Raw genomic sequence first — 18,830 nt, forward strand, 5'->3', positions numbered from 1 at the left:
TCGTACCGATGGAAGCCCTCACCGCCCACCTGAGCGAGCTTGGCCACGGCCTGGTCACGACTGTCGAACTGACAGTCGTGACCACCGTCGGCGCGATGCTGCTGGGCATCGTCGTGGCCACCCTGCGCATCGCCCCCGTTCCGCTGCTACGCGCCATCGGCACCGCGTACGTGGAGGTGTTCCAGAACCTGCCGCTGCTGGCGCTACTGGTGCTCTTCGTGTTCGCGCTGCCGACCATCGGCATCACGTTCCCGCTGTTCACCTCCGCCGCGATCGTCATCGCCGTGTACGAGGGGGCGTACCTGGCCGAGGCGATCCGCGCCGGGATCAACACGGTCGGTGTGGGCCAGGCTGAGGCAGCCCGAGCCATCGGGCTCACCTTCGGTCAGTCACTGCGGCACGTGATCCTGCCGCAGGGACTCCGGGCGGTGATCCAGCCGATCGGCAACATCTGCATCGCGCTGCTGATGAACACCTCGCTGGCCGCCGCCGTCGGCGTGGTCGAGCTGACCCAGGCGGCCAACACCGTGAACCTGGTCGAGGCTCAACCGATCGCCGTCTTCACCGGCGCGGGCCTCGCCTACATGCTGCTGGCGCTGATCATCGGTCAGGTCACCGGCCTGCTCGAACGAAGGCTGGCGATCGTCCGATGAACAAGACGCAACAGATCCTCTTCGACGAGCCCGGTCCGCGCGCCCAACGGCGGATCCGGATCGCCACAGTGCTGGGTGCCGTCCTCCTGGTCGGCGCCCTGGTCGCGGCCGTCTACCAGTTCGCCAGCCACGGCGAGTTGGCCGCCGCCCGGTGGGAACCGTTCACCACCTGGCCCATCTGGCGGTACCTGCTCAACGGCCTCTGGGCCACGCTGCGCGCCGCCGCCGCGACCGCAGTGCTCAGCGCCGCGCTCGGACTGCTCCTGGCGCTCGGCCGGCTGTCGACGCACCGACCGCTGCGCTGGCTGGCCGGCGCGTACGTGGAGATCTTCCGGACCGTACCCACCCTGCTGCTGATCTACGTGACGCTGTTCGCGCTGCCGCAGTACGGGCTGAACTTCCCGCTGTTCTGGAAGCTCGTGGTGCCGCTGGTGGTCTCCAACTCGGCGGCGTTCGCGGAGATCTTCCGCTCCGGCATCCTGGCGCTGGACCGTGGGCAGACCGAGGCCGGCCTCGCGGTCGGGCTGCGCCGCGGGCAGGTGATGGCGCTGGTGGTCCTGCCGCAGGCGCTGCTCCAACTCGCCCCGTCCCTGGTCAGCCAGCTGGTCGGGCTGCTCAAGGACACCTCCCTCGGCTTCGTGGTCAGCTACACCGAGCTGCTCTACAGCGGGCAGGTGCTCTCCTCGTACACCCACCTGCTGATCCAGACGTTCCTGGTGGTGGCGCTGATCTACCTGGTGGTCAACGCCTCGCTGTCGAAGTTCGCCCGCGTACTCCAGGCCCGCAACGGCCGCTTCGGCGGACGGCGCGGACGACGGACCGCTGAACTGCCCCCACCACTCCTCGAAGGGAACACCCCCCGGTGACCATCTTCCGCTACGCCGAACTGGCCCGGGTCGTGCGCAACGGCTTCGTGGAGAGCCGGCACTACGGCGGCGTCGTGGTGCTCGCCCCGGACGGCACTGTCGCCCTCGCCGCCGGCGTACCCGACGAGCCGGTGCTGCCCCGCTCCACCCTCAAGCCGGTGCAGGCACTGGCCTGCCGGATCGCGGCGGGCGACGAGCTGACCGGCCCGGCGCTGGCCCTCGCCGCCGGCAGCCACACCGGAGACGACCGGCACGTCGAGGTGGTGCGGGCGATGCTGGCCGGGGCCGGCCTGACCGAGAACGCGCTCGGCTGCCCGGAGGACTGGCCGGAGGACGAACCAACCCGGGAACGGCTGATCCGCGCCGACGGACAGCGCGACCGGATCCGGATGAACTGCTCCGGCAAGCACGCCGCGATGCTCGTCGCCTGCGTCGCCCGGTCCTGGAGCACCCATGACTACCTCGACCCCGACCACCCGCTCCAGCGGGAAACCGCCGCCGCCGTCGCCCGGCTTGCCGGCACGCCGATCGCGCACCACGCTGTCGACGGTTGCGGGGCACCGCTGTTCGGCCTGTCGCTGACCGGCCTGGCCCGCACCTTCCAGGCGTTGGTCACCGCGCCCGCCGGCAGCGACGAGGCGCTGGTCGCGCAGGCCATGCGCCAGCACCCGGAGTACGTCGGCGGCTGGAACGGGCACCCGAACACCGACCTGATGCGGGCGCTGCCCGGCTTCCTCGCCAAGGGCGGGGCGGAGGGCGTGCTCGCGGTGGCCGCACCGGACGGTCACGCGGTGGCGGTGAAGGCGATCGACGGTTCGCCCCGAGCCACCACAGCCATCGCCCTCGCCGCCCTCGACGCCGTGGGCGTACCGGTGGGTGGGGCCGACGCGCTGCGCCAGGTGCCGGTGCTCGGCGGCGGCGTACCCGTTGGTGCCGTCACGGCCGTCATCGACTGGACCACAGCATCGTCTCGGACCGAAGCGGCATCGCCTCGCACGGAAAAGGAAGAATCATGAACACATTCGAGATCTGCATCGACAGCGTCGAGGGAGCGGTCGCCGCCGAGGAGGCCGGCGCCGACCGGGTGGAGTTGTGCTCCGCGCTCTTCGACGGCGGGCTGACCCCCAGCCTGGGCACCATCGAGACGACAGTGGGCGCGGTCAGCCGGATCCGGGTGCACGTGATCGTCCGTCCCCGGGCCGGCGACTTCATCTACTCGCCGTTCGAGGTCGAGGCGATGGAGCGGGACGTCCGGGCCGCGGTGGCGGCCGGCGCACACGGCATCGTGATCGGCGCGTTGACCGCCGAGGGTGACGTCGACGTGCCGACCACCCGCCGGTTGATCGCCGCCGCGGGCGACGCCAGCATCACCTTCCACCGGGCGTTCGACATGACCCGTGACCCGCACGCGGCGCTGGAGCAGCTGATCGAGCTGGGCGTGCACCGGGTGCTCACCTCGGGTCAGGAGGTCAGCGTGCTGGAGGGTGCTCCGCTCATCGCCGACCTGGTACGCCGGGCCGCCGGCCGGATCGTCGTCATGCCGGGCGGTGGCATCACCCCGCGCAACATCGCCCGGATCGTCGAGGCGACCGGCGCCGACGAGTACCACTTCGCGGCCCTGGTCAGCTCGGACAGCCCTGCCGTGCACCGCAACCCCGCGCCGCTGATGGGTGGCAGCCTGAACCGGCCCGAGTACGAGCGTTCGGGCACCTCGGGCGCCCTGGTCGGCCAGGTGCTAGCCGCCGCCCGCGCCTGACCCCGTAGTGAGCTTCGCCGTGCGGTGGGTCTGAAGGAGTCGTCTCCAGACCCACCGCTCGGCGGCCCGTCTCAGTACGCGACCAGGGCGATGATCAGCGAGGACACCGCGCCAAGCAGCAGCGCGGCGCCGGTGCCGAGCCCGACCACCGCACTCACCGCCAACGCACGGGCTCGGGCCACCGGGACCGCCACGACCGCCACGACGGTGACCAGCGCGGCGACCAGGTGGATGAGCCGGTAGCCGAGCAGCTCCGCCACCGGGAAGAGGTGGACGCCCACGACCAGGGCGACCCACGGGGCGATCAGCTCGCGACGCCGCAGCAGGGCGAGCAACCCGGCACCGATGCCGGCGGTACCGAACTCGATGCCAACGACGATGCCGAAGGTACGGCTGGTGTCGGCGTCGAACGCCGTCCCGTCCGACCAGTGACTCCAGGCGAGAAGACCTCCGGCGGTAGCGGTGAGCAGGGCGAGGATCGAACCGGCGATGAGCACCGGCCGCCACCGCTTCGGGGGCGATTCCTGAGCCCAGCCGAACCAGCTGGAGGCGAAGAACCCGAAGACGAACGCTGTCGCCGCCGCGTCTCGGACATGTTCGGTGATCATCGTGCTCCTCGAGGTGTCATCCGCCTTTGCCACGCCTGCCGAGCGACTATCGCCGCTCGATGTCGTTCACACAGCGCAGCACCGGTCGACTGGTCAGAGCCGCCTCGTCCAGCAACCCGTCCGCGTGCACTGTGAACGCCGTCGACTCGCCAGGCAACAGGGTGACCAGTGCCGTGTCCACACTGGCGGAGCCGTCAAGGCGGTCCGGGAAGAGCGTCAGGTCGCGCAGCACCGTGCGGGCCGTGACCTGGACCCGCTGCCCACCGTCGACCGGCTCGACAGTCGCGTCCCAGGCCGCCGCCGGCCAGTCCACCTCCCGGTCCTCGGCGAAGAACCACAGGGCGCGCTGCGCTGTGCCACCGGCCTCCGCGACCAGCACCTCGCGCCGGGCATCCTCCGGCCGCGCCAGGTCCGCCGGCAGCGCCAGCACCACCGAGGAGTACGCCGGGACGTCGAGGTTGACCGAGGTCTTCGCCCTCGGCTCCCCGGCGATCGTGAACCGGGTGACCATGGCCGGTACGGTCCACGCCTCGGCGGTCTCGTTGACAGCTACCAGGGCCAGGCCGCCGTCGCGCGGTTGCACGGTGAGCAGCCGGTCGGCGTACGCGTGGCGCAGCGCGTACCACAGGGGTTTGCGGCGGCCGTCGCCGTCGACTGCCGACCAGGAGGTCACCGGCCAGCAGTCGTTGAGCTGCCAGACGATGGTGCCCGCGCAGACGTCCCGGTGGGAGCGGAAGTGCTCCACCCCGAGCTGGATCGCACGGGCCTGGTTGAGCTGCGTCAGGTAGTGCCAGTCGTCGAAGTCCGCCGGGGCGGGCAGGTGCGCGTCGAGGCCCCGCTGGAGCTTGGCGTCGCCGCCGGCCGCCTTCTGGTGGTGCGCCATGCCCGGTGAGTCGTGCGCCAGTGGAACGTCGCTCAACGCGCGGCGCAGCGTGGCGTACGCCGGTGGAGCCTGGTAGCCGAACTCGGCCACGAAGCGCGGGACGTACTCCCGGTACTTGGTGTAGTCGTCGGTGTTCCACACGTCCCAGATGTGGGTGGTGCCGTGCGCCGGGTCGTTGGGGTGGATCGCCTCGGTGCCCGACCAGGGGCTGCCCGGCCAGTACGGGCGGGTCGGGTCCAGCTCGCCGACGATCCGGGGCAGCACGTCGAGGTAGTAGCCGCGCCCCCAGGTGCGCCCGGCGAGGGCCTGCTGCCAGTCCCAGTCGTGCCAGCCCCAGATGTTCTCGTTGTTGCCGGTCCAGAGCACCAGCGACGGGTACGGCGCGAGCCGGGTGACCTGCTCGGCGGCCTCGGCGGCCACCTCGGTGCCGAACGGTTCCTCCTCCGGGTACGCGGCGCAGGCGAAGAGGAAGTCCTGCTGGACGAGGAGACCGCGCTCGTCGGCGAGGTCGTAGAAGTCCGCCGACTCGTACCGGCCGCCGCCCCAGACCCGCAGCAGGTTGACGTTGGCCGCGAGGGCCTGGTCGAAGCGCTCGGCCAGCCGCTCCCGGGTGATCCGGGTGGGGAACGTGTCGTCAGGGATCCAGTTGACCCCGCGGACGAAGACCGGGACGTCGTTCACCGACAACGCGAACGGGGTGCCGTGCTCGTCGGGTGTGGTGTCCAGCCGCACCGATCGGAAGCCGATCCGGTGTGACCAGGTGTCCAGCTTGTCGCCGTCCGGCGCGTGCAGTGTCACCTCGATCGGGTGGCGCGTCTGCTCGCCGTACCCCCGGGGCCACCACAGCGCGGGCTCGCGGACGGTGAGGGTCAACACGGCAGTGCGCTCCCCGGCCGGGACTACCACCTCGGCGCGGACGCCGGCCACTGCGGCGCGGACGGTCAGCGGGACGTCCGCTACCCGCTCGACCTCGACGTGCACCTCGACCCGGCCGTCGCGACCGTCCATGGTGGCGAGTGGACGAACTTCGGCCAATCGGGCGGTCGACCAGGCGTGCAGGCTGATCTCCTGCCAGATGCCGGCGGTGACCAGTGTCGGCCCCCAGTCCCAGCCGAAGTTGCAGGCCATCTTGCGGATGAAGTGGAACGGCTCCGGGTAGGCGTTCGGCCGGTCGCCGAGCCGCTCCTGCTGTGCCTCGGCGTAGCGGTACGCGGAGTCGAACGTGACGACCAGGTCGTTGTTCCCGTCGCGCAGCAGCGGTCGGACGTCGAACCGGTAGCCGCGGTGCATGTTCGCGGTGCGGCCGACCTCCACACCGTTGACTGTGAGCGTGGCGACGGTGTCCAGCCCGGCGCAGACCAGGTCGACGCGCTCGTCGTCGCCCGCCCGGTGGACGACTGTGGTCTGGTAGACCCAGTCGGTGCGCCCGATCCAGGCCAGCGCCCGCTCGTTGTCGTCGAGGTAGGGGTCTCCGATCAGCCCGGCGTCGAGCAGATCGGTGTGCACGCAGCCCGGCACTGTCGCCGGCACGGACCGACCGGCGATCTCCTCGGGCACCTGTGCTCCGGGGGCCGCTCGCACTGTCCAACCGTCGTAGAGTGCCTGTCGGCTCACCATGTCACCGCACCTTCCCGCATCGAAAGATGCCGAACTGAACCGGATAAGCTGAGAAACGGTACGGTCCGGAGTCCGGGCTGTCAACGGCCAGAGAGCGAAGGAGCACGCCGGTGAAGCGGCCGACCATCGCCGACGTCGCCCAACGCGCCGGGGTGTCCAAGGGCGCCGTGTCGTACGCGCTGAACGGGCAGCCCGGCGTCTCCGAGGCCACCCGGCAGCGCATCCTCGCCATCGCCACGGAGATCGGTTTCAGCCGCAGCAGCGCCGCCCGCGCCCTCTCGGCGGCAACCGCAGGGGCGATCGGCCTGGCCCTGTGCCGACCCGCGCGGACCCTCGGCGTCGAGCCGTTCTTCATGGCGCTGATCAGTGGCGTCGAGGCCGAACTCTCCGCCCGCTCGTACGCGCTGACCCTCCAGGTGGTGGCCGACCCGGACGCCGAGATCGCCGTCTACCGGCGCTGGTGGGGCGAACGACGGGTGGACGGGGTTCTCGTGTGCGACCTGCGGACCGACGACCGTCGCATCCCCGCACTCGAACAACTGCAACTGCCGGCGGTGGTGATCGGCGGCCCCGGCGGCACCGGTGAACTGGCGAGCCTCTGGTCCGACGACGCCGCAGCGCTGACCGAGACGGTGGAGTATCTGGTCGCGCTCGGGCACCGGCGCATCGCACGGGTCGCCGGCCTGCCCGACCTGCGGCACACCGAGATCCGCACCGACGCCTTCGCTGCGGTTTGCCAGCGGCTCGGCCTGGTCGACGCGGTCACCGTCTGGTCCGACTACACGGGCGAGGAGGGCGGCCGGGCCACCCGCCGGTTGCTCAGCTCGGCCGACCGACCCACCGCTGTCATCTACGACAACGACGTGATGGCCATCGCCGGGCTCTCCGTCGCCCAGGAGATGGGCCTGACAGTGCCCGGCGATCTGTCCATCGTGGCCTGGGACGACTCACCGCTGTGCCGGCTGGTGCACCCGCCGCTGACCGCGCTGGGCCGGGACATCCCGGCGTACGGCGCGCACGCCGCCCGGCAACTGCTCGCCGTCGTCGCCGGGCAGCCGGCCGGTCGGGTGCAGGACGAGACACCCCACCTCACGCCGCGCGGCAGCACCGCACCACCCCGGGGCAGATGAACCGGTTCAGCGAGACGCTGAGGGAAACTCCTCGAAGTACGCCTCGACCCGCTCGGCCGTCGCCGGCCGGGCCAGCGCGAACCCCTGCCCGTACCGGCAACCACCCCGGCGCGCCCCCTCGACCTGGGTCGACGACTCCAACTCCTCGGCGACGATCTCGACGCCCAACCGCTCGCCCACGTTGACCACCACGTCGATCAGCGGCGGTTGCCCGTCCGGCCGTGCACCCACCAACTCCGGGCCCACCTTGAGCAGGTCGATCGGCAGGCGGCGGACCTGGGCCAGCGAGGCGTGCTCGGCCCGGAAGTCGTCCAACGCGGTGCGTACGCCCAACGACCGCAGCCCGGCCAGCCGAGCCACCACTGTCGACAGGTCCCCGGCGACCCTCGGCTCACTCACCTCCACCACCAGCCGTTCCGGCGGCACCCCGTACGCGGCCAGCACTGCCGCGAGCCGCTGGACGAAGTCGGGAGTGGTCAGCTCCCGAGTGGTGACGTTGACCGCCATCCACAGCTCCCGGACGCCCACCGACCAGTCGGACAACTGGCGGCAGGCCCGGTCCAGCACCCACCACTCCAACTCGCCGACCAGGTCCAGGTCCTCGGCGACCGGCAGCAACTCGGCCGGGAGCACAGTGCCGAGCACCGGGCTGCGCCACCGCAGCAGCGCCTCCGCGCCCACCGGCTGTCCGTCGGCCAGGTCGACCACCGGCTGGTAGACGAGGTCCAGCTCGCCGCGCGCCACGGCACCGGGCAGCTCGCGCTCCAGGTCGAGCCGGCGCACCAGCTGTTCCTCCAGGAACGCGTCGTACCACTCCACCCGGTCCCGGCCCAGCTGCACGGCCCGTCGGCGGGCCAGCTCGGCCTGCCGGAGCACGTCCGCCGGCCCGGCGCCGCTCACCTCGGCCAACCCGATGCTCGTCTGCACGCGCAGCATCGCACCGGCCAGCCGGTACGGCGGGCCGAGCGCGCTCAACAGTCGCGTGCCCAGCGCGTACGCCAGCACCGGGCCGGCGGCGGTGACCACCGCGAAGCCGGTACCCGTGCACCCGGTGACCAGATCGTCGGGTGCGATGACCGCGCGGGCCCGGTGCACCGCCTCGGCCAGCACGTCCTCCCGGGCCGTCGGGCCGAACCCCTCGGTGCCGTGCAGGTCCACCAGCAGCAGCGCGCCGGCCGGCGCCGGCACGTCGCCGATCGCGGCCAGGGCGTCCAGCAGGGCAGCCCTGTCGCCGGGGGTTCCGCTCGCCGCCGCGGATCGCCGGTTGAGCCCCGACCAGGCGGAACTGTGATCAGGCGACCAGGTCGAGCCGGCACCCGTCGCGGTCGCCGCGCCCTCCGGGACGCCGAGGGCTCGCTCGGGCAGCGGCTCCGGCGTGCCTGGCCAACGCGCCGGGGCCGCACGGCGGTGTCGCAGCGAACGGCCGGCCGGTCGCCGATGAGCGGCCCGCCGAACGGACGTGGACGTGTCACCGGCGCGCAGCAGCTCGCGCAGCACCAGGGGCGGCACCGCCGCCAGGGCCAACAGCACGCTCGTCCGGTCCGGTGCGCGGCCGGCGCCCAGGTGCAGACCCGCCGCCAGCAGCAGCACAGCCGCGGGGAGCACCAACCGGGGCCAGGCCGCGGCGACCGGCTCCACCGCCTCCGTGTCGTCCGCCGCATCCGCCGCGCCGACCGCGACGAGCAACATCCCGAACACCAACGGGGGTACGGCCAGCAGTGCCACCCGGCCGGCCGGCGCGGACGGCAACGTGGCCAGCAGCACCAGCCCGCCCACTGTGAGCAGGACGCCGCCCCGGCAGAGCGCCGCACCCGAGCGCCGCCGTGGCCCCGCGAACGCGTTCAACGCGGCCATGCCCAACCCGCCGAGCGTCAACGCGGCGACCAGCCGAACCGGGACCGGTAGGCCGTCGGGGGGCAGCAGCAACCAGCCGGCGAGGGCCAGACCGACCGCCGGGCCGGTCGACTCGACCAACCACCGCAACCGAACCGAGGCCGCCGCCCGGGATCGGCCGGGAAGCCGGTACAGACCGGCCGTCGAGAGGGACGCCACGACCAGCGACCCGATCAGCACGGCGAAGGTGTGCCCGATGCCGGCCACTGGCAACACGACGGCGGTGAGACCCGCCGCCACCACCGCCGCGTCGAGGAGCACCCCCGCCGCACGCGGTGTCGGATCGGTGCCGCGTCGGGAGGCCAGCCGGGAGAGTCGCAGCCCGGCGAGCGTGGCGCCGGCACCGGCGGCCAGCGCGATCACCACCGAGGGCGGGACCAGGTCGACGGAACCGGCGAGGAGGAGCAGCGCCACCGCCACGGACGTGGCGGCCTCCGGTGCCGCACGGCGGGGGACGAGAACGCGGAACGGGTACGCGAGGAGCACGGCGGTCGCCTTCGTGAGGGGGCACGGGGGCGGTGCGACGGTGCGGGACATCGGACGTTGCGAGTCCGCTACCCACGATTGGCAACGATGGACGGCCGAATTGGTTACTTGCCGGTCACTCAGGGAAGACAACGACCTGTGTCACTGTACGGCGTACCGCACGCTGCCGGCACCGCCCGCCGCGAGCCGAAACAACCCGAAGTGGGATCATCGGAGGGTGAGTAAGCCCGACACGGTCCGCTTCCGGTACAACCAAGCCATCCTGGTGGCCGCGATCATCGCCTTCGTCGGCGCCCTGCCGCTGGCCAACGCCCGGGACTACCTGCTGCCGGTGCTGCTCGTCCCGCTCGCCGTCGCGGTGTGGGCCTGGCGGGCCGGCACCGACGCCGACGCGCGGGAGCTGCGGATCCGGGCACTGGTCGGGCAGCGTCGGATCGACTGGGACCAGGTCCTCGAGCTGACCACCGACCAGCGCGGGCGCGCGGTGGCCCGGCTCGACGACGGCCGCCAGGTCACCCTGCCGGCCGTCCGAGGGACGGATCTGCCCCGACTGGTCGCGGCGACCGGCCAGCCGCTGCCGGAGGCTCCGGCGGAGACCCCCGGTCAGTAGCCGTCGACCACCGTGTTGATCAGCGGTTGCCCGGCGGCGAACCGGCGGACCTGATCGCCCACCAGTCGGTAGGCCCGTGGCAGCAACCCGCGCACCGACCCGCCGACGTGCGGGGTGAGCAGCACGTTCGGCATGACCCAGAGCGGAGAGTCGGCGGGCAGCGGCTCCGGGTCGGTGACGTCCAACGCCGCCGAGATCCGACCGGTGCCCAGCTCGGCGACGAGCGCCTCGGTGTGCGCCACCGGGCCCCGGGCGGCGTTCACCAGCAGCGCCCCGTCCGGCATCGCGGCCAGGAACGCCTTGTCGATCAGGCCACGGGTCTGGTCGGTGAGCGGCACCAGCACCACCACCACGTCCGCGTCGGGCAGCAGTCGCGGCAGCTCCTCGACGGCGTGCACCCCCTGCTCTGGGCGGGCCGTCCTGGCGACCAGTGTGAAGCTCACGTCGAAGGGGGCGAGCCGGTCGCGCACAGCGGAGCCGATCGAGCCGGCGCCGATGATGAGCACCCGCTTACCGGTCAGCTCGTCGGTAGGGGCGTTCTCCGCGAACGTCCAGCGCCGCTCGGCCTGCGCGCGGACGAACGCCGGGAACGCCCGCAGCTGGGTGAGGATCGCTGTGACGACCCACTCGGCGGTGGACGGGTCGTGTACGCCCCGGGCATCGCAGAGGGTGACAGCCGGCGGTGTCCGGCCGGCCCAGGCGTCCGCCCCGGCGGAGAGCAACTGCACCACGGCCAGGTCGGGCAGCTCCCGCAGCACCGTCGTCGCGTCCGAGCCACCCAGGAACGGCGGCACCCAGAAGCGGACGTCGGCCGCCTCGGACGGCATCCGGTCGGTGTGCTCGAAGACCTCCACCGTCACGTCCGCGGGCAGCTCGCCCAGGAGGTTCAGGCCGGCCTGGTGCGGAATCCATACCTTCACGTCCGCCGACGATAGTCCCCGGCGCTCCGGCTGGTGGAGGCACGGCGGCGAACCGGCGTCCCGGGGGATGGCGCGCGGTGTCGAGGCGGGCGAGACTCAGCACACCGATGTTCGACTCCGACGCGGACGAGGTATAACGAAGGGTCGGAGGGCCGGTCGGCCTCCGCCCCGGCAGACAGGTGCTCGATGACCGACGGCTCCCCCGGCCCCGCCCGGCGTTCGATCGCGCCACCTTCGGTGCTCGGCGACCCGGCGCGGCTGCGCGCGCTCGCCGACACCGGGCTGGACGCCGTCCCGGACGAGGCGTTCGACAGGTTCGCGCGGCTGGTCAGTGACCTGCTGGACGTGCCGGTCGCGCTGGTCTCCCTGGTCTCCGCCGACCGGCAGTTCTTCCCCGGCGCGGTCGGGTTGCCGGAGCCCTGGTCGCAGCGCCGGCAGACTCCGCTGAGCCACTCGTTCTGTCAGCACGTGGTGGACATCGAGGTGCCGATGGTGTTGCCGGACGCCCGGCTCTACCCCCGTGTCCGGGACAACCTGGCCATCGACGACCTCGGCGTGGTCGCGTACGCCGGGATGCCGCTGACCGACCTCTCCGGCCGGGTGCTCGGCTCGCTCTGCGCCATCGACAGCAAGCCCCGCGCCTGGACGGCAGCGCAGCTGCGGACACTGGCCGACCTGGCCGCCGCCTGCTCGTCCGAGCTGCGCCTGCGGATCGCGCTCGACGGCGCGCAGGAGGCCCGGCGGCGGGTCGTGCAGGCGCACGAGCGGCTGGAACTGCTGGCCGGGGTCAGTGAGACGCTGGCCGGCACCCTGGACGTGGGCACCGCGCTGCGCCGGCTCGCCGCCACCATGGTGCCGCTGCTCGCCGACTGGTGCCTGCTCACCCTGATCGGGCCGACCGGCCTGCCCCGCGAGGTGGTCTCGGTGCACCGGGACCCGGCCCGCGCGGCGGACGTCGACCGCTTCGGCGAGCTGCTGCGCACCGGGCTGAGCGCCGAGTCGGTCATCCGGGCGGTGCTCCGGACCGGCCAGCCCCGGCTGGGCAGCGTGGCGTCCCTGGCCGACGTCACGAGGGGCACCACGAACCCGGAGATGGCTCCCATCGCCAGTCGGCTGGGCATCGCCTCCTACCTGAGCGTGCCGGTGCGGGGTGTCGGCGGCACGGTGCTGGGGGCGATCACGCTCGTCAACGGTGGCCAACGTCAGCAGTTCGACGACCGGGACCTGCTCACCGCTGTCGACATCGGCCGCCGGGCCGGCCAGGCAGTCGGCAACAGCTCGATGTACGGGGAGCAGCGGCACGTCGCCGAGGTCCTGCAACACAGCATGCTGCCCCGACTGCCGGTGGTGGCCGAGCTGGAGTTGGCGGCCCGCTACCAGCCGGCGGCCGACCGCAACGAGGTGGGCGGTGACTGGTACGACGCCTTCGTGCAGCCCGACGGTGACGTGATCGCGGCGATCGGGGACGTGGCCGGGCACGACATCGAGGCGGCGGCGACGATGGGCCAGCTGCGCAACCTGGTGCGGGGCAACGCCTTCGGCCGGCCGGATGCGGTCGGGTCACTGATGAGCAACCTGGACGGCGCCATCCGCGGCCTGCGGCTGCCGATCGCCGCCACCGCGACGCTGGTGCGGATCTGTCCGCAGCACGCCGGTGTGCACGAGATGACCTGGTCCAACGCCGGGCACCCGCCGGCCCTGGTGGTCCGCGTCGGCGGGGCGGTCGAGATCCTCCAAGGCACACCGGAGCCGCTGCTCGGCCTGGCCCGTCCGTCGCCGCGCAGCAGCCACTCGACAAGCCTGGCCACCGGCGACACCCTGCTGCTCTACACCGACGGGCTGATCGAACGGCGGGACCGCTCCATCGACGAGGGGTTGGCCGAGTTGGCGGGCCGGCTGACCGGCACCGACACGCTGCCCCTCGACGACCTGTGCGACCTGCTGCTCGCCTCGATCCAGCACCGCGAGGACGACACCGCGCTGCTGGCCGTACGGGCCCGGTGAGCGGTCCACCGGGGACCACCGAGCGGGCCCACCGGCACCCGTTGCGTCTCGACGGGCCCGGCCGGGTCGCGCGGCGGGCTACCCTGGGCCGGGTGAGAGCCCGTCCCCCGTACCCTCGCATCCACCGCCTCCGGGTGGCCCTCGCGGCGTCCTGCGCGGCGCTGCTGTTCGCCGCCGGTTGCAGCTTCGGCGAGCCGGAGCCCGACCCGGCCGGCGAACCGCCCAACCTGCCGACCCCGTCCGCGTCGGCGAGCCCCGGCGGCGCCGGCCAGCAGGCGGTGGCGACAGTGCTCGCCAAGCGTCTGCGGGTGCCCTGGGCGATCGCCTTCCTGCCGGACGGCGGCGCGCTTGTCACCGAACGGGACAACGGCCGGATCCTCCAGGTCGGGCCCGAGTCCGGGCCGGACGGGCTGACTGTCCGCCCGCTCCAGACGATCCCCGACGTGGCGGCGGCGGGCGAGGGTGGCCTGCTCGGCATCGCCGCCTCCCCCGACTTCACCCGGGACCAGACGGTGTTCGTCTACTACACCACCGAGCGGGACAACCGGGTCGCCCGGCTGCGACTCGGCGGGCAGCCCACCCCGATCCTCACCGGCATCCCCAAGGCCAATGTGCACAACGGTGGTGGGCTGGGCTTCGGCCCGGACAAGCAGCTCTACGTCAGCACCGGTGACGCAGGTCAGCGCCCCTCCTCGCAGGATGTGAAGAGCCTCGGCGGCAAGATCCTGCGGATCACCCCGGACGGCAAGCCCGCCGCCGGCAATCCGTACCCCAACTCCCCGGTGTGGTCCATGGGCCACCGCAACGTCCAGGGTTTCGCCTGGGACGCCGCGAAGCGGATGTACGCCGTCGAGTTCGGCCAGAACACCTGGGACGAGATCAACCAGATCACCAAGGGCGGCAACTACGGCTGGCCGGAGGTCGAGGGTCAGGCCGGCGACAGGCGGTTCACCGACCCGATCGTGCAGTGGGCGACGTCGGACGCGTCCTGCTCCGGTCTGGCCGCCACGGACCGGCTGCTGGTCACCGGCTGCCTGCGCGGCAAGCGCCTCTGGGTGATGGAGCTGACCGACACCGGCACCCTACTCGGTCAGCCCAGTGAGCTGCTCACCAACCGCTACGGCCGGCTGCGCGCGGTGGCCGCGGCACCGGACGGGTCGCTCTGGGTGAGCACCTCCAACCACGACGGGCGGGGCGACCCGGCGGGCGACGACGACCGGCTCCTGCGGGTGGTCTTCGCGGGCGGCGACGGCGGACGCAGCTGATTTCGTCGCCATCCGTTCAGGTTTACCAAGATCTTCCGACGGGCAGGTCAGACTCTCAGCATGGACGGCCAACGCGACGAGCGGCACGACGACGCCGATGACCGGGACGACCCGGTGATCGGCGACGACCGGCCGCGCCCGACGGGTTGGTGGGTCGGCGCGGCCGGCCCGCTGCGCCGCCTCGGGCTGATCGTCGCCGTCCTCGCCGTGGCCCTGGCCGGTGCGGTGCTCGGGGTGCTGGCCGGTGGCCAGGTGAGCACCGACATCGGCCCGTTCCGGGCCAATCTCAGCATCTCCCCCGCCCGGGACGGCGGCACCACCGTCGACATCCCGCCGCTCGGCGCGCTGCTGCTCGACAGCCACGACGGGCCGACCCATCTCACCGTCCGGCTGGGCGCCCTCGACCAGGGGCGCACCGAGGCGCTGATCGACGACCCGGCCAGCATCAGCCGGGCCAGCCAGAGCGCAGTGGAGGACGTCCGCTCCGGGGTGATGCGCCTCGGCCTGCGCACCCTCGGCGCGTCGGTGCTCGTCACGTTGATCCTGGCCGGGCTGATCTTCCGCGACGTCCGGCGGACCGCCTGGGCGGGAGGGTTGGCCCTGCTGGTCACCGCCAGCAGCCTCGGCACGGCGGCGGCGACACTTCGCCCGCAGGCCATCGAGGAACCGCGCTACGAGGGGCTGCTGGTCAACGCGCCGGCCATCGTCGGTGACGCCCGCCGGATCGCCAACGACTACACCAAGTACGCGGAGCAGTTGCAGCGCCTGGTCGGCAACGTCAGCCAGCTCTACACCACAGTCTCGGCGCTTCCGCTGTTGGAGCCGACCCCGGGCACCACCCGGGTGCTGCACGTCTCCGACATGCACCTCAACCCGACCGGCTGGCAGCTGATCCGGACTGTCGTGGAGCAGTTCGGCATCGACGTGGTGATCGACACCGGCGACATCACCGACTGGGGCAGCGAACCGGAAGCCTCCTTCGTCGCCTCGATCGGCCTGCTGAAGAAGCCGTACGTCTTCATCCGGGGCAACCACGACTCCGGCAAGACCGCCGCCGCTGTGGCCCGCCAGCCGAACGCCATCGTGCTGAACAACACGACAACGACCGTCGCCGGGCTGACCATCGCCGGCATCGGCGACCCGCGCTTCACCCCGGACAAGAACACCTCCCCGGCCGGCAGCGGGTTGACCCAGCAGGTGGCCGACCAGGTGATCGGGGTCGGCAACCAGCTCGCCGCGACCGTCCGCAGCTCACCGCAGCCGGTGAACATCGCGCTCGTGCACGACCCGGCGTCGGCCGGGCCGCTCGCCGGCACCTGCCCGCTGGTGCTGGCCGGGCACACCCACTCCCGGCAGGTCTCCGAGCTGCCGCAGGCACCCGGGCAGCAGCCCACCACGCTGATGGTGGAGGGCTCCACCGGAGGCGCCGGGCTGCGCGGCCTGGAGGGCGAGAAGCCCACCCCGCTGTCGATGAGCGTGCTCTACTTCGACCAGCAGAAGCTGCTCCAGGCGTACGACACCATCACCGTCGGCGGCACCGGGCAGGCCCAGGTCAACCTGGAACGGCGCCTGGTGGAGAACCCGGCCGCCGGCGTTCCCGCCACACCCACACCCACGCCGAGTGGCGGTGTCCCCGCCACACCCACGCCCACGCCGACCGGCTGAGCCGACGGCGACGCCCGCCAGCGGACCGGCGGGTCACCGCAGGGCGATGGCGGCCAGTGCGGCGTTGACGATGCTGCCGGGCAGCAGGTCGTGCAGTTCGTACAGCTCGGCGACGCTGCCGGACTGGCCGAACTCGTCCACACCGAGCGGCACCGCCGGCGCGCCGACCGCCGAGCCGAGCCAGGCCATCGCGTGCGACGCGGCGTCGTGCACACTCACCACCGGCACCCGATCGGCGAACGCGGACCGCAGCGCGCCCGGCACGCTGGGCACCGTGGCCGTCCGTACGCCCTGGCGCAGGGTGCGCTGCCAGGCCCGGTAGAGCCGGTCGAGACTCGTCACGTCCACCACGTGCGCGGCGATGCCCTCGTCGGCCAACTCCGCCGCTGCGGCCAGCACCTCGGGCAGCACCGCGCCGGAGGCGGCCAACTGCACCACCGGGGCGTCGACCAGGTGCGGGTACGCCTGGTGCGCGTCGACCAGCCGGTACGCCCCGGCGACGACCTGCCGGCGCAGCACCGCGTCACCGAGCCGGGCCCGGGCCGCCTCGAACGGCGCCTGGTCCAGCGGTCGGGTGCTCAACCGGAAGTAGTACGCGCCGTCCTCGGCGGGTGCGGCGGTCGCCGCCGGGGCCGAACCACCGGCGATCTGACCGAGCGCGTCGCAGAGCAGCCAGTCGAGGGTGGCCGCGTACGCCGGCTCGATGAAGGTCACACCGGGCAGCTCCAGGCCGACCGACGCGGTGATAGTGGACTGGTGAGCGCCACCCTCCGGGGCGAGGGTGATGCCGGACGGGGTGCCGGCCACCACGAACCGGGAGCCGGAGTAGGTGCCGTACAGGAACGCGTCGAGGCCGCGCAGCACGAACGGGTCGTAGACAGTGCCCACCGGCAGCAGCGGCTGACCGGACAGGTCCCAGGACAACCCGAGCTGGCCGAGCAGCAGGAACAGGTTCATCTCCGAGATGCCCAGCTCGATGTGCTGCCCGGCGGGGCTCTCCGTCCAGCGCAGCATCCGGTCCTCGGTCCAGGAACGCTGCTCAGTGGGGGCGAACACCCCGGTCTTGTTGATGAACCCGGCGAGGTTGGTGGAGGTGGCCACGTCCGGGGCGGTGGTGACCAGGTAGCGGCCCACCTCCCGGTCCCGCGCCAGGTCCACCAGCACCCGACCGAAGACCTCCTGGGTGGAGATCGGCTTGTTGGCGCGTACTCCAGTGCTTTCCGGGACGGTGACCCCCAGCGCACGCTCGCGCGGCGCGCGGGACAGCGCCTCCCGGCGGGCGCCGGCCTGGATGCCGGCGGGTGACGCCGGGTCGAGGCGGTCCCACTCGGTCTCGGCGGTCAACCCCTGCGCGGCGCGCAGCGTGTCGACCTGCTCGGAGCTGAGCAGCGCGGAATGGTTGCGCGGATTGCCGGCGATGGGCAACCCCCAACCCTTGACGGTGTACGCGAAGACGACGCTGGGCCGGTCGGTGACCGCGTCGCACTGGGCGTACGCGTCAAGCATCGCCTGAAGGTCGTGCCCGCCCAGGTCGGTGACGAGCGGGCCCAGCTCATCGTCGGAGACGTCGGCGATCAGCTCGGCGATGCCGGCCGGAGCGCCGTCCAGGAACTGCTTGCGCAGCGCCGGCCCGACCAGCCCGAACAGCGACTGGTACTGCTCGTTCGGCATCGCGTCGATCCAGTCGCGCAACGCCTCGCCGCCCGGCCGGGCGTACGCCTCGGCGAGCCGACGGCCGTACTTGACCTCCACGACGTGCCAGCCGGCCGCCTCGAACTGGCCCCGCCACTGGTTGATCCGAATGCCGGGGACCACCCGGTCCAGCGACTGGCGGTTGAAGTCGACGAGCCACATGACGTTGCCCAGCCCGGTGGTCGCCGGGTCGGCCACCGCCTCCCAGATGTTGCCCTCGTCCAGCTCGGCGTCGCCGATCAACGCCACGAACCGGGAGTGCGGGCGGGCCCCGAAGTGCGCGTCGACGTACCGCCGGGTGGCGGCGGCGAAGAGCGGCGCCGCCGCGCCCAGGCCGACCGAACCGGTGGAGAAGTCCACATCGTCGGGGTCCTTGGTGCGCGACGGGTACGACTGGAGGCCGCCACGGGCCCGCAGCCGGGGCAGGTAGGAGCGGTCCAGGTTGCCGAGCAGGTACTGGATGGCGTGGAACACCGGGGACGCGTGCGGCTTCACGGCGACCCGGTCCTCGGCGTCCAGGTGCGCGAACCAGAGCGCTGTCATCGCCGTGACCAGGGAGGCACTGGACGCCTGGTGGCCGCCGACCTTCACGCCGTCGCCGGTGGACCGATCATGGTTGGCGGCGTCCACGATCCGGGTGGCGAGCCAGAGCACCCGCCGCTGGATCTCGTCGAGGACATCGAGGTCGTGCTTGGTCACGGTGGCTCCATCCAGGCGTCGCCGTTGACGCCCTCGCGAGGGGTGCGGGGTGGCCGCGTAGTCGGCAGGGGGTGGCGGAAGGC

The 18,830-nt window shown here is 72.7% G+C and carries 14 protein-coding genes; 9 read left to right on the forward strand and 5 right to left on the reverse strand.

Going from position 1 to position 18,830, the window contains the following annotated elements; all coding sequences use genetic code 11:
- Window positions 1-8: 8 nt before the first annotated feature.
- Genes AB0C19_RS30115 through AB0C19_RS30130 form a run of 4 tightly spaced genes read left to right on the forward strand, consistent with a single transcriptional unit; the run spans window position 9 to window position 3,275 of the window.
- Entirely contained in the window at window positions 9-653 is a 645-nt protein-coding gene (locus AB0C19_RS30115; RefSeq protein WP_112582064.1) for an amino acid ABC transporter permease, read from the forward strand.
- Window positions 650-1,519, forward strand: coding sequence for an amino acid ABC transporter permease (locus AB0C19_RS30120; protein ID WP_357190762.1), 870 nt, complete (start codon window positions 650-652; stop codon window positions 1,517-1,519). Before AB0C19_RS30115 ends, AB0C19_RS30120 begins: the two co-directional genes overlap by 4 nt.
- The gene (locus AB0C19_RS30125) at window positions 1,516-2,535 is read left to right on the forward strand and encodes an asparaginase (protein WP_357190764.1); all 1,020 of its coding nucleotides are present in this window, start codon (window positions 1,516-1,518) and stop codon (window positions 2,533-2,535) included. Before AB0C19_RS30120 ends, AB0C19_RS30125 begins: the two co-directional genes overlap by 4 nt.
- On the forward strand, window positions 2,532-3,275 hold the full coding sequence (locus AB0C19_RS30130; RefSeq protein ID WP_328532760.1) for a copper homeostasis protein CutC: 744 nt from the start codon (window positions 2,532-2,534) through the stop codon (window positions 3,273-3,275). Before AB0C19_RS30125 ends, AB0C19_RS30130 begins: the two co-directional genes overlap by 4 nt.
- A 71-nt stretch (window positions 3,276-3,346) precedes the next feature.
- On the opposite strand, the gene AB0C19_RS30135 is transcribed toward AB0C19_RS30130, so the two are convergent.
- Together AB0C19_RS30135 and AB0C19_RS30140 are read right to left on the reverse strand one after the other, a co-directional pair.
- Complete coding sequence (locus AB0C19_RS30135; protein WP_357190766.1) at window positions 3,347-3,883, reverse strand: hypothetical protein; 537 nt, start codon at window positions 3,881-3,883, stop codon at window positions 3,347-3,349.
- A 46-nt stretch (window positions 3,884-3,929) separates the two neighbouring features.
- Window positions 3,930-6,383 (reverse strand): glycoside hydrolase family 2 protein, encoded by a 2,454-nt coding sequence (locus AB0C19_RS30140; RefSeq protein WP_357190768.1) that lies wholly within the window; start codon window positions 6,381-6,383, stop codon window positions 3,930-3,932.
- Window positions 6,384-6,493: 110 nt separating this feature from the next.
- Here AB0C19_RS30140 and AB0C19_RS30145 point away from each other — a divergent pair, with 110 nt between their 5' ends.
- Window positions 6,494-7,513 (forward strand): LacI family DNA-binding transcriptional regulator, encoded by a 1,020-nt coding sequence (locus tag AB0C19_RS30145; protein WP_357190770.1) that lies wholly within the window; start codon window positions 6,494-6,496, stop codon window positions 7,511-7,513.
- Between the two features lie 6 nt (window positions 7,514-7,519).
- On the opposite strand, the gene AB0C19_RS30150 is transcribed toward AB0C19_RS30145, so the two are convergent.
- Window positions 7,520-9,892 carry a GGDEF domain-containing phosphodiesterase gene (locus tag AB0C19_RS30150; RefSeq protein WP_357190772.1) on the reverse strand — a complete coding sequence of 791 codons (2,373 nt, stop codon included), beginning with the start codon at window positions 9,890-9,892 and terminating at the stop codon, window positions 7,520-7,522.
- A 217-nt stretch (window positions 9,893-10,109) separates the two neighbouring features.
- Between AB0C19_RS30150 and AB0C19_RS30155 the strand changes: the two genes are divergently transcribed.
- Window positions 10,110-10,502 (forward strand): PH domain-containing protein, encoded by a 393-nt coding sequence (locus AB0C19_RS30155; RefSeq protein WP_357190774.1) that lies wholly within the window; start codon window positions 10,110-10,112, stop codon window positions 10,500-10,502.
- On the opposite strand, the gene AB0C19_RS30160 is transcribed toward AB0C19_RS30155, so the two are convergent.
- Window positions 10,496-11,422: a 2-hydroxyacid dehydrogenase gene (locus AB0C19_RS30160; protein WP_357190776.1), complete on the reverse strand. Its 927-nt coding sequence runs from the start codon at window positions 11,420-11,422 to the stop codon at window positions 10,496-10,498. The genes AB0C19_RS30155 and AB0C19_RS30160 overlap by 7 nt on opposite strands.
- Before the next feature lie 186 nt (window positions 11,423-11,608).
- Here AB0C19_RS30160 and AB0C19_RS30165 point away from each other — a divergent pair, with 186 nt between their 5' ends.
- The 3 genes from AB0C19_RS30165 (at window position 11,609) to AB0C19_RS30175 (ending at window position 16,356) form a co-directional block, all read left to right on the forward strand.
- Window positions 11,609-13,426, forward strand: a complete 1,818-nt coding sequence (locus tag AB0C19_RS30165; protein WP_357190778.1) for a SpoIIE family protein phosphatase — start codon at window positions 11,609-11,611, stop codon at window positions 13,424-13,426.
- 92 nt (window positions 13,427-13,518) lie between these two features.
- The gene (locus AB0C19_RS30170) at window positions 13,519-14,691 is read left to right on the forward strand and encodes a PQQ-dependent sugar dehydrogenase (RefSeq protein ID WP_357190780.1); all 1,173 of its coding nucleotides are present in this window, start codon (window positions 13,519-13,521) and stop codon (window positions 14,689-14,691) included.
- A 60-nt stretch (window positions 14,692-14,751) separates the two neighbouring features.
- A complete protein-coding gene (locus AB0C19_RS30175) occupies window positions 14,752-16,356 on the forward strand; it encodes a metallophosphoesterase (protein WP_357190782.1) in 1,605 nt (534 codons plus the stop codon).
- 33 nt (window positions 16,357-16,389) lie between these two features.
- On the opposite strand, the gene AB0C19_RS30180 is transcribed toward AB0C19_RS30175, so the two are convergent.
- Window positions 16,390-18,747 (reverse strand): pyruvate dehydrogenase, encoded by a 2,358-nt coding sequence (locus AB0C19_RS30180; protein ID WP_357190784.1) that lies wholly within the window; start codon window positions 18,745-18,747, stop codon window positions 16,390-16,392.
- Window positions 18,748-18,830: the final 83 nt, after the last annotated feature.

It is taken from the genome of Micromonospora sp. NPDC048842, assembly GCF_040649935.1.
GTDB classification, from domain to species: domain Bacteria; phylum Actinomycetota; class Actinomycetes; order Mycobacteriales; family Micromonosporaceae; genus Micromonospora; species Micromonospora hortensis.

What these genes read in the sequence shown, in the direction of transcription:
- AB0C19_RS30115 (WP_112582064.1), top strand. Translation starts at nt 9, where the DNA reads ATGGAAGCCCTCACCGCCCACCTGAGCGAGCTTGGCCACGGCCTGGTC.
- AB0C19_RS30120 (WP_357190762.1), top strand. Translation starts at nt 650, where the DNA reads ATGAACAAGACGCAACAGATCCTCTTCGACGAGCCCGGTCCGCGCGCC.
- AB0C19_RS30130 (WP_328532760.1), top strand. Translation starts at nt 2,532, where the DNA reads ATGAACACATTCGAGATCTGCATCGACAGCGTCGAGGGAGCGGTCGCC.
- AB0C19_RS30135 (WP_357190766.1), bottom strand. Translation starts at nt 3,883, where the DNA reads ATGATCACCGAACATGTCCGAGACGCGGCGGCGACAGCGTTCGTCTTC.
- AB0C19_RS30140 (WP_357190768.1), bottom strand. Translation starts at nt 6,383, where the DNA reads ATGGTGAGCCGACAGGCACTCTACGACGGTTGGACAGTGCGAGCGGCC.
- AB0C19_RS30165 (WP_357190778.1), top strand. Translation starts at nt 11,609, where the DNA reads ATGACCGACGGCTCCCCCGGCCCCGCCCGGCGTTCGATCGCGCCACCT.
- AB0C19_RS30175 (WP_357190782.1), top strand. Translation starts at nt 14,752, where the DNA reads ATGGACGGCCAACGCGACGAGCGGCACGACGACGCCGATGACCGGGAC.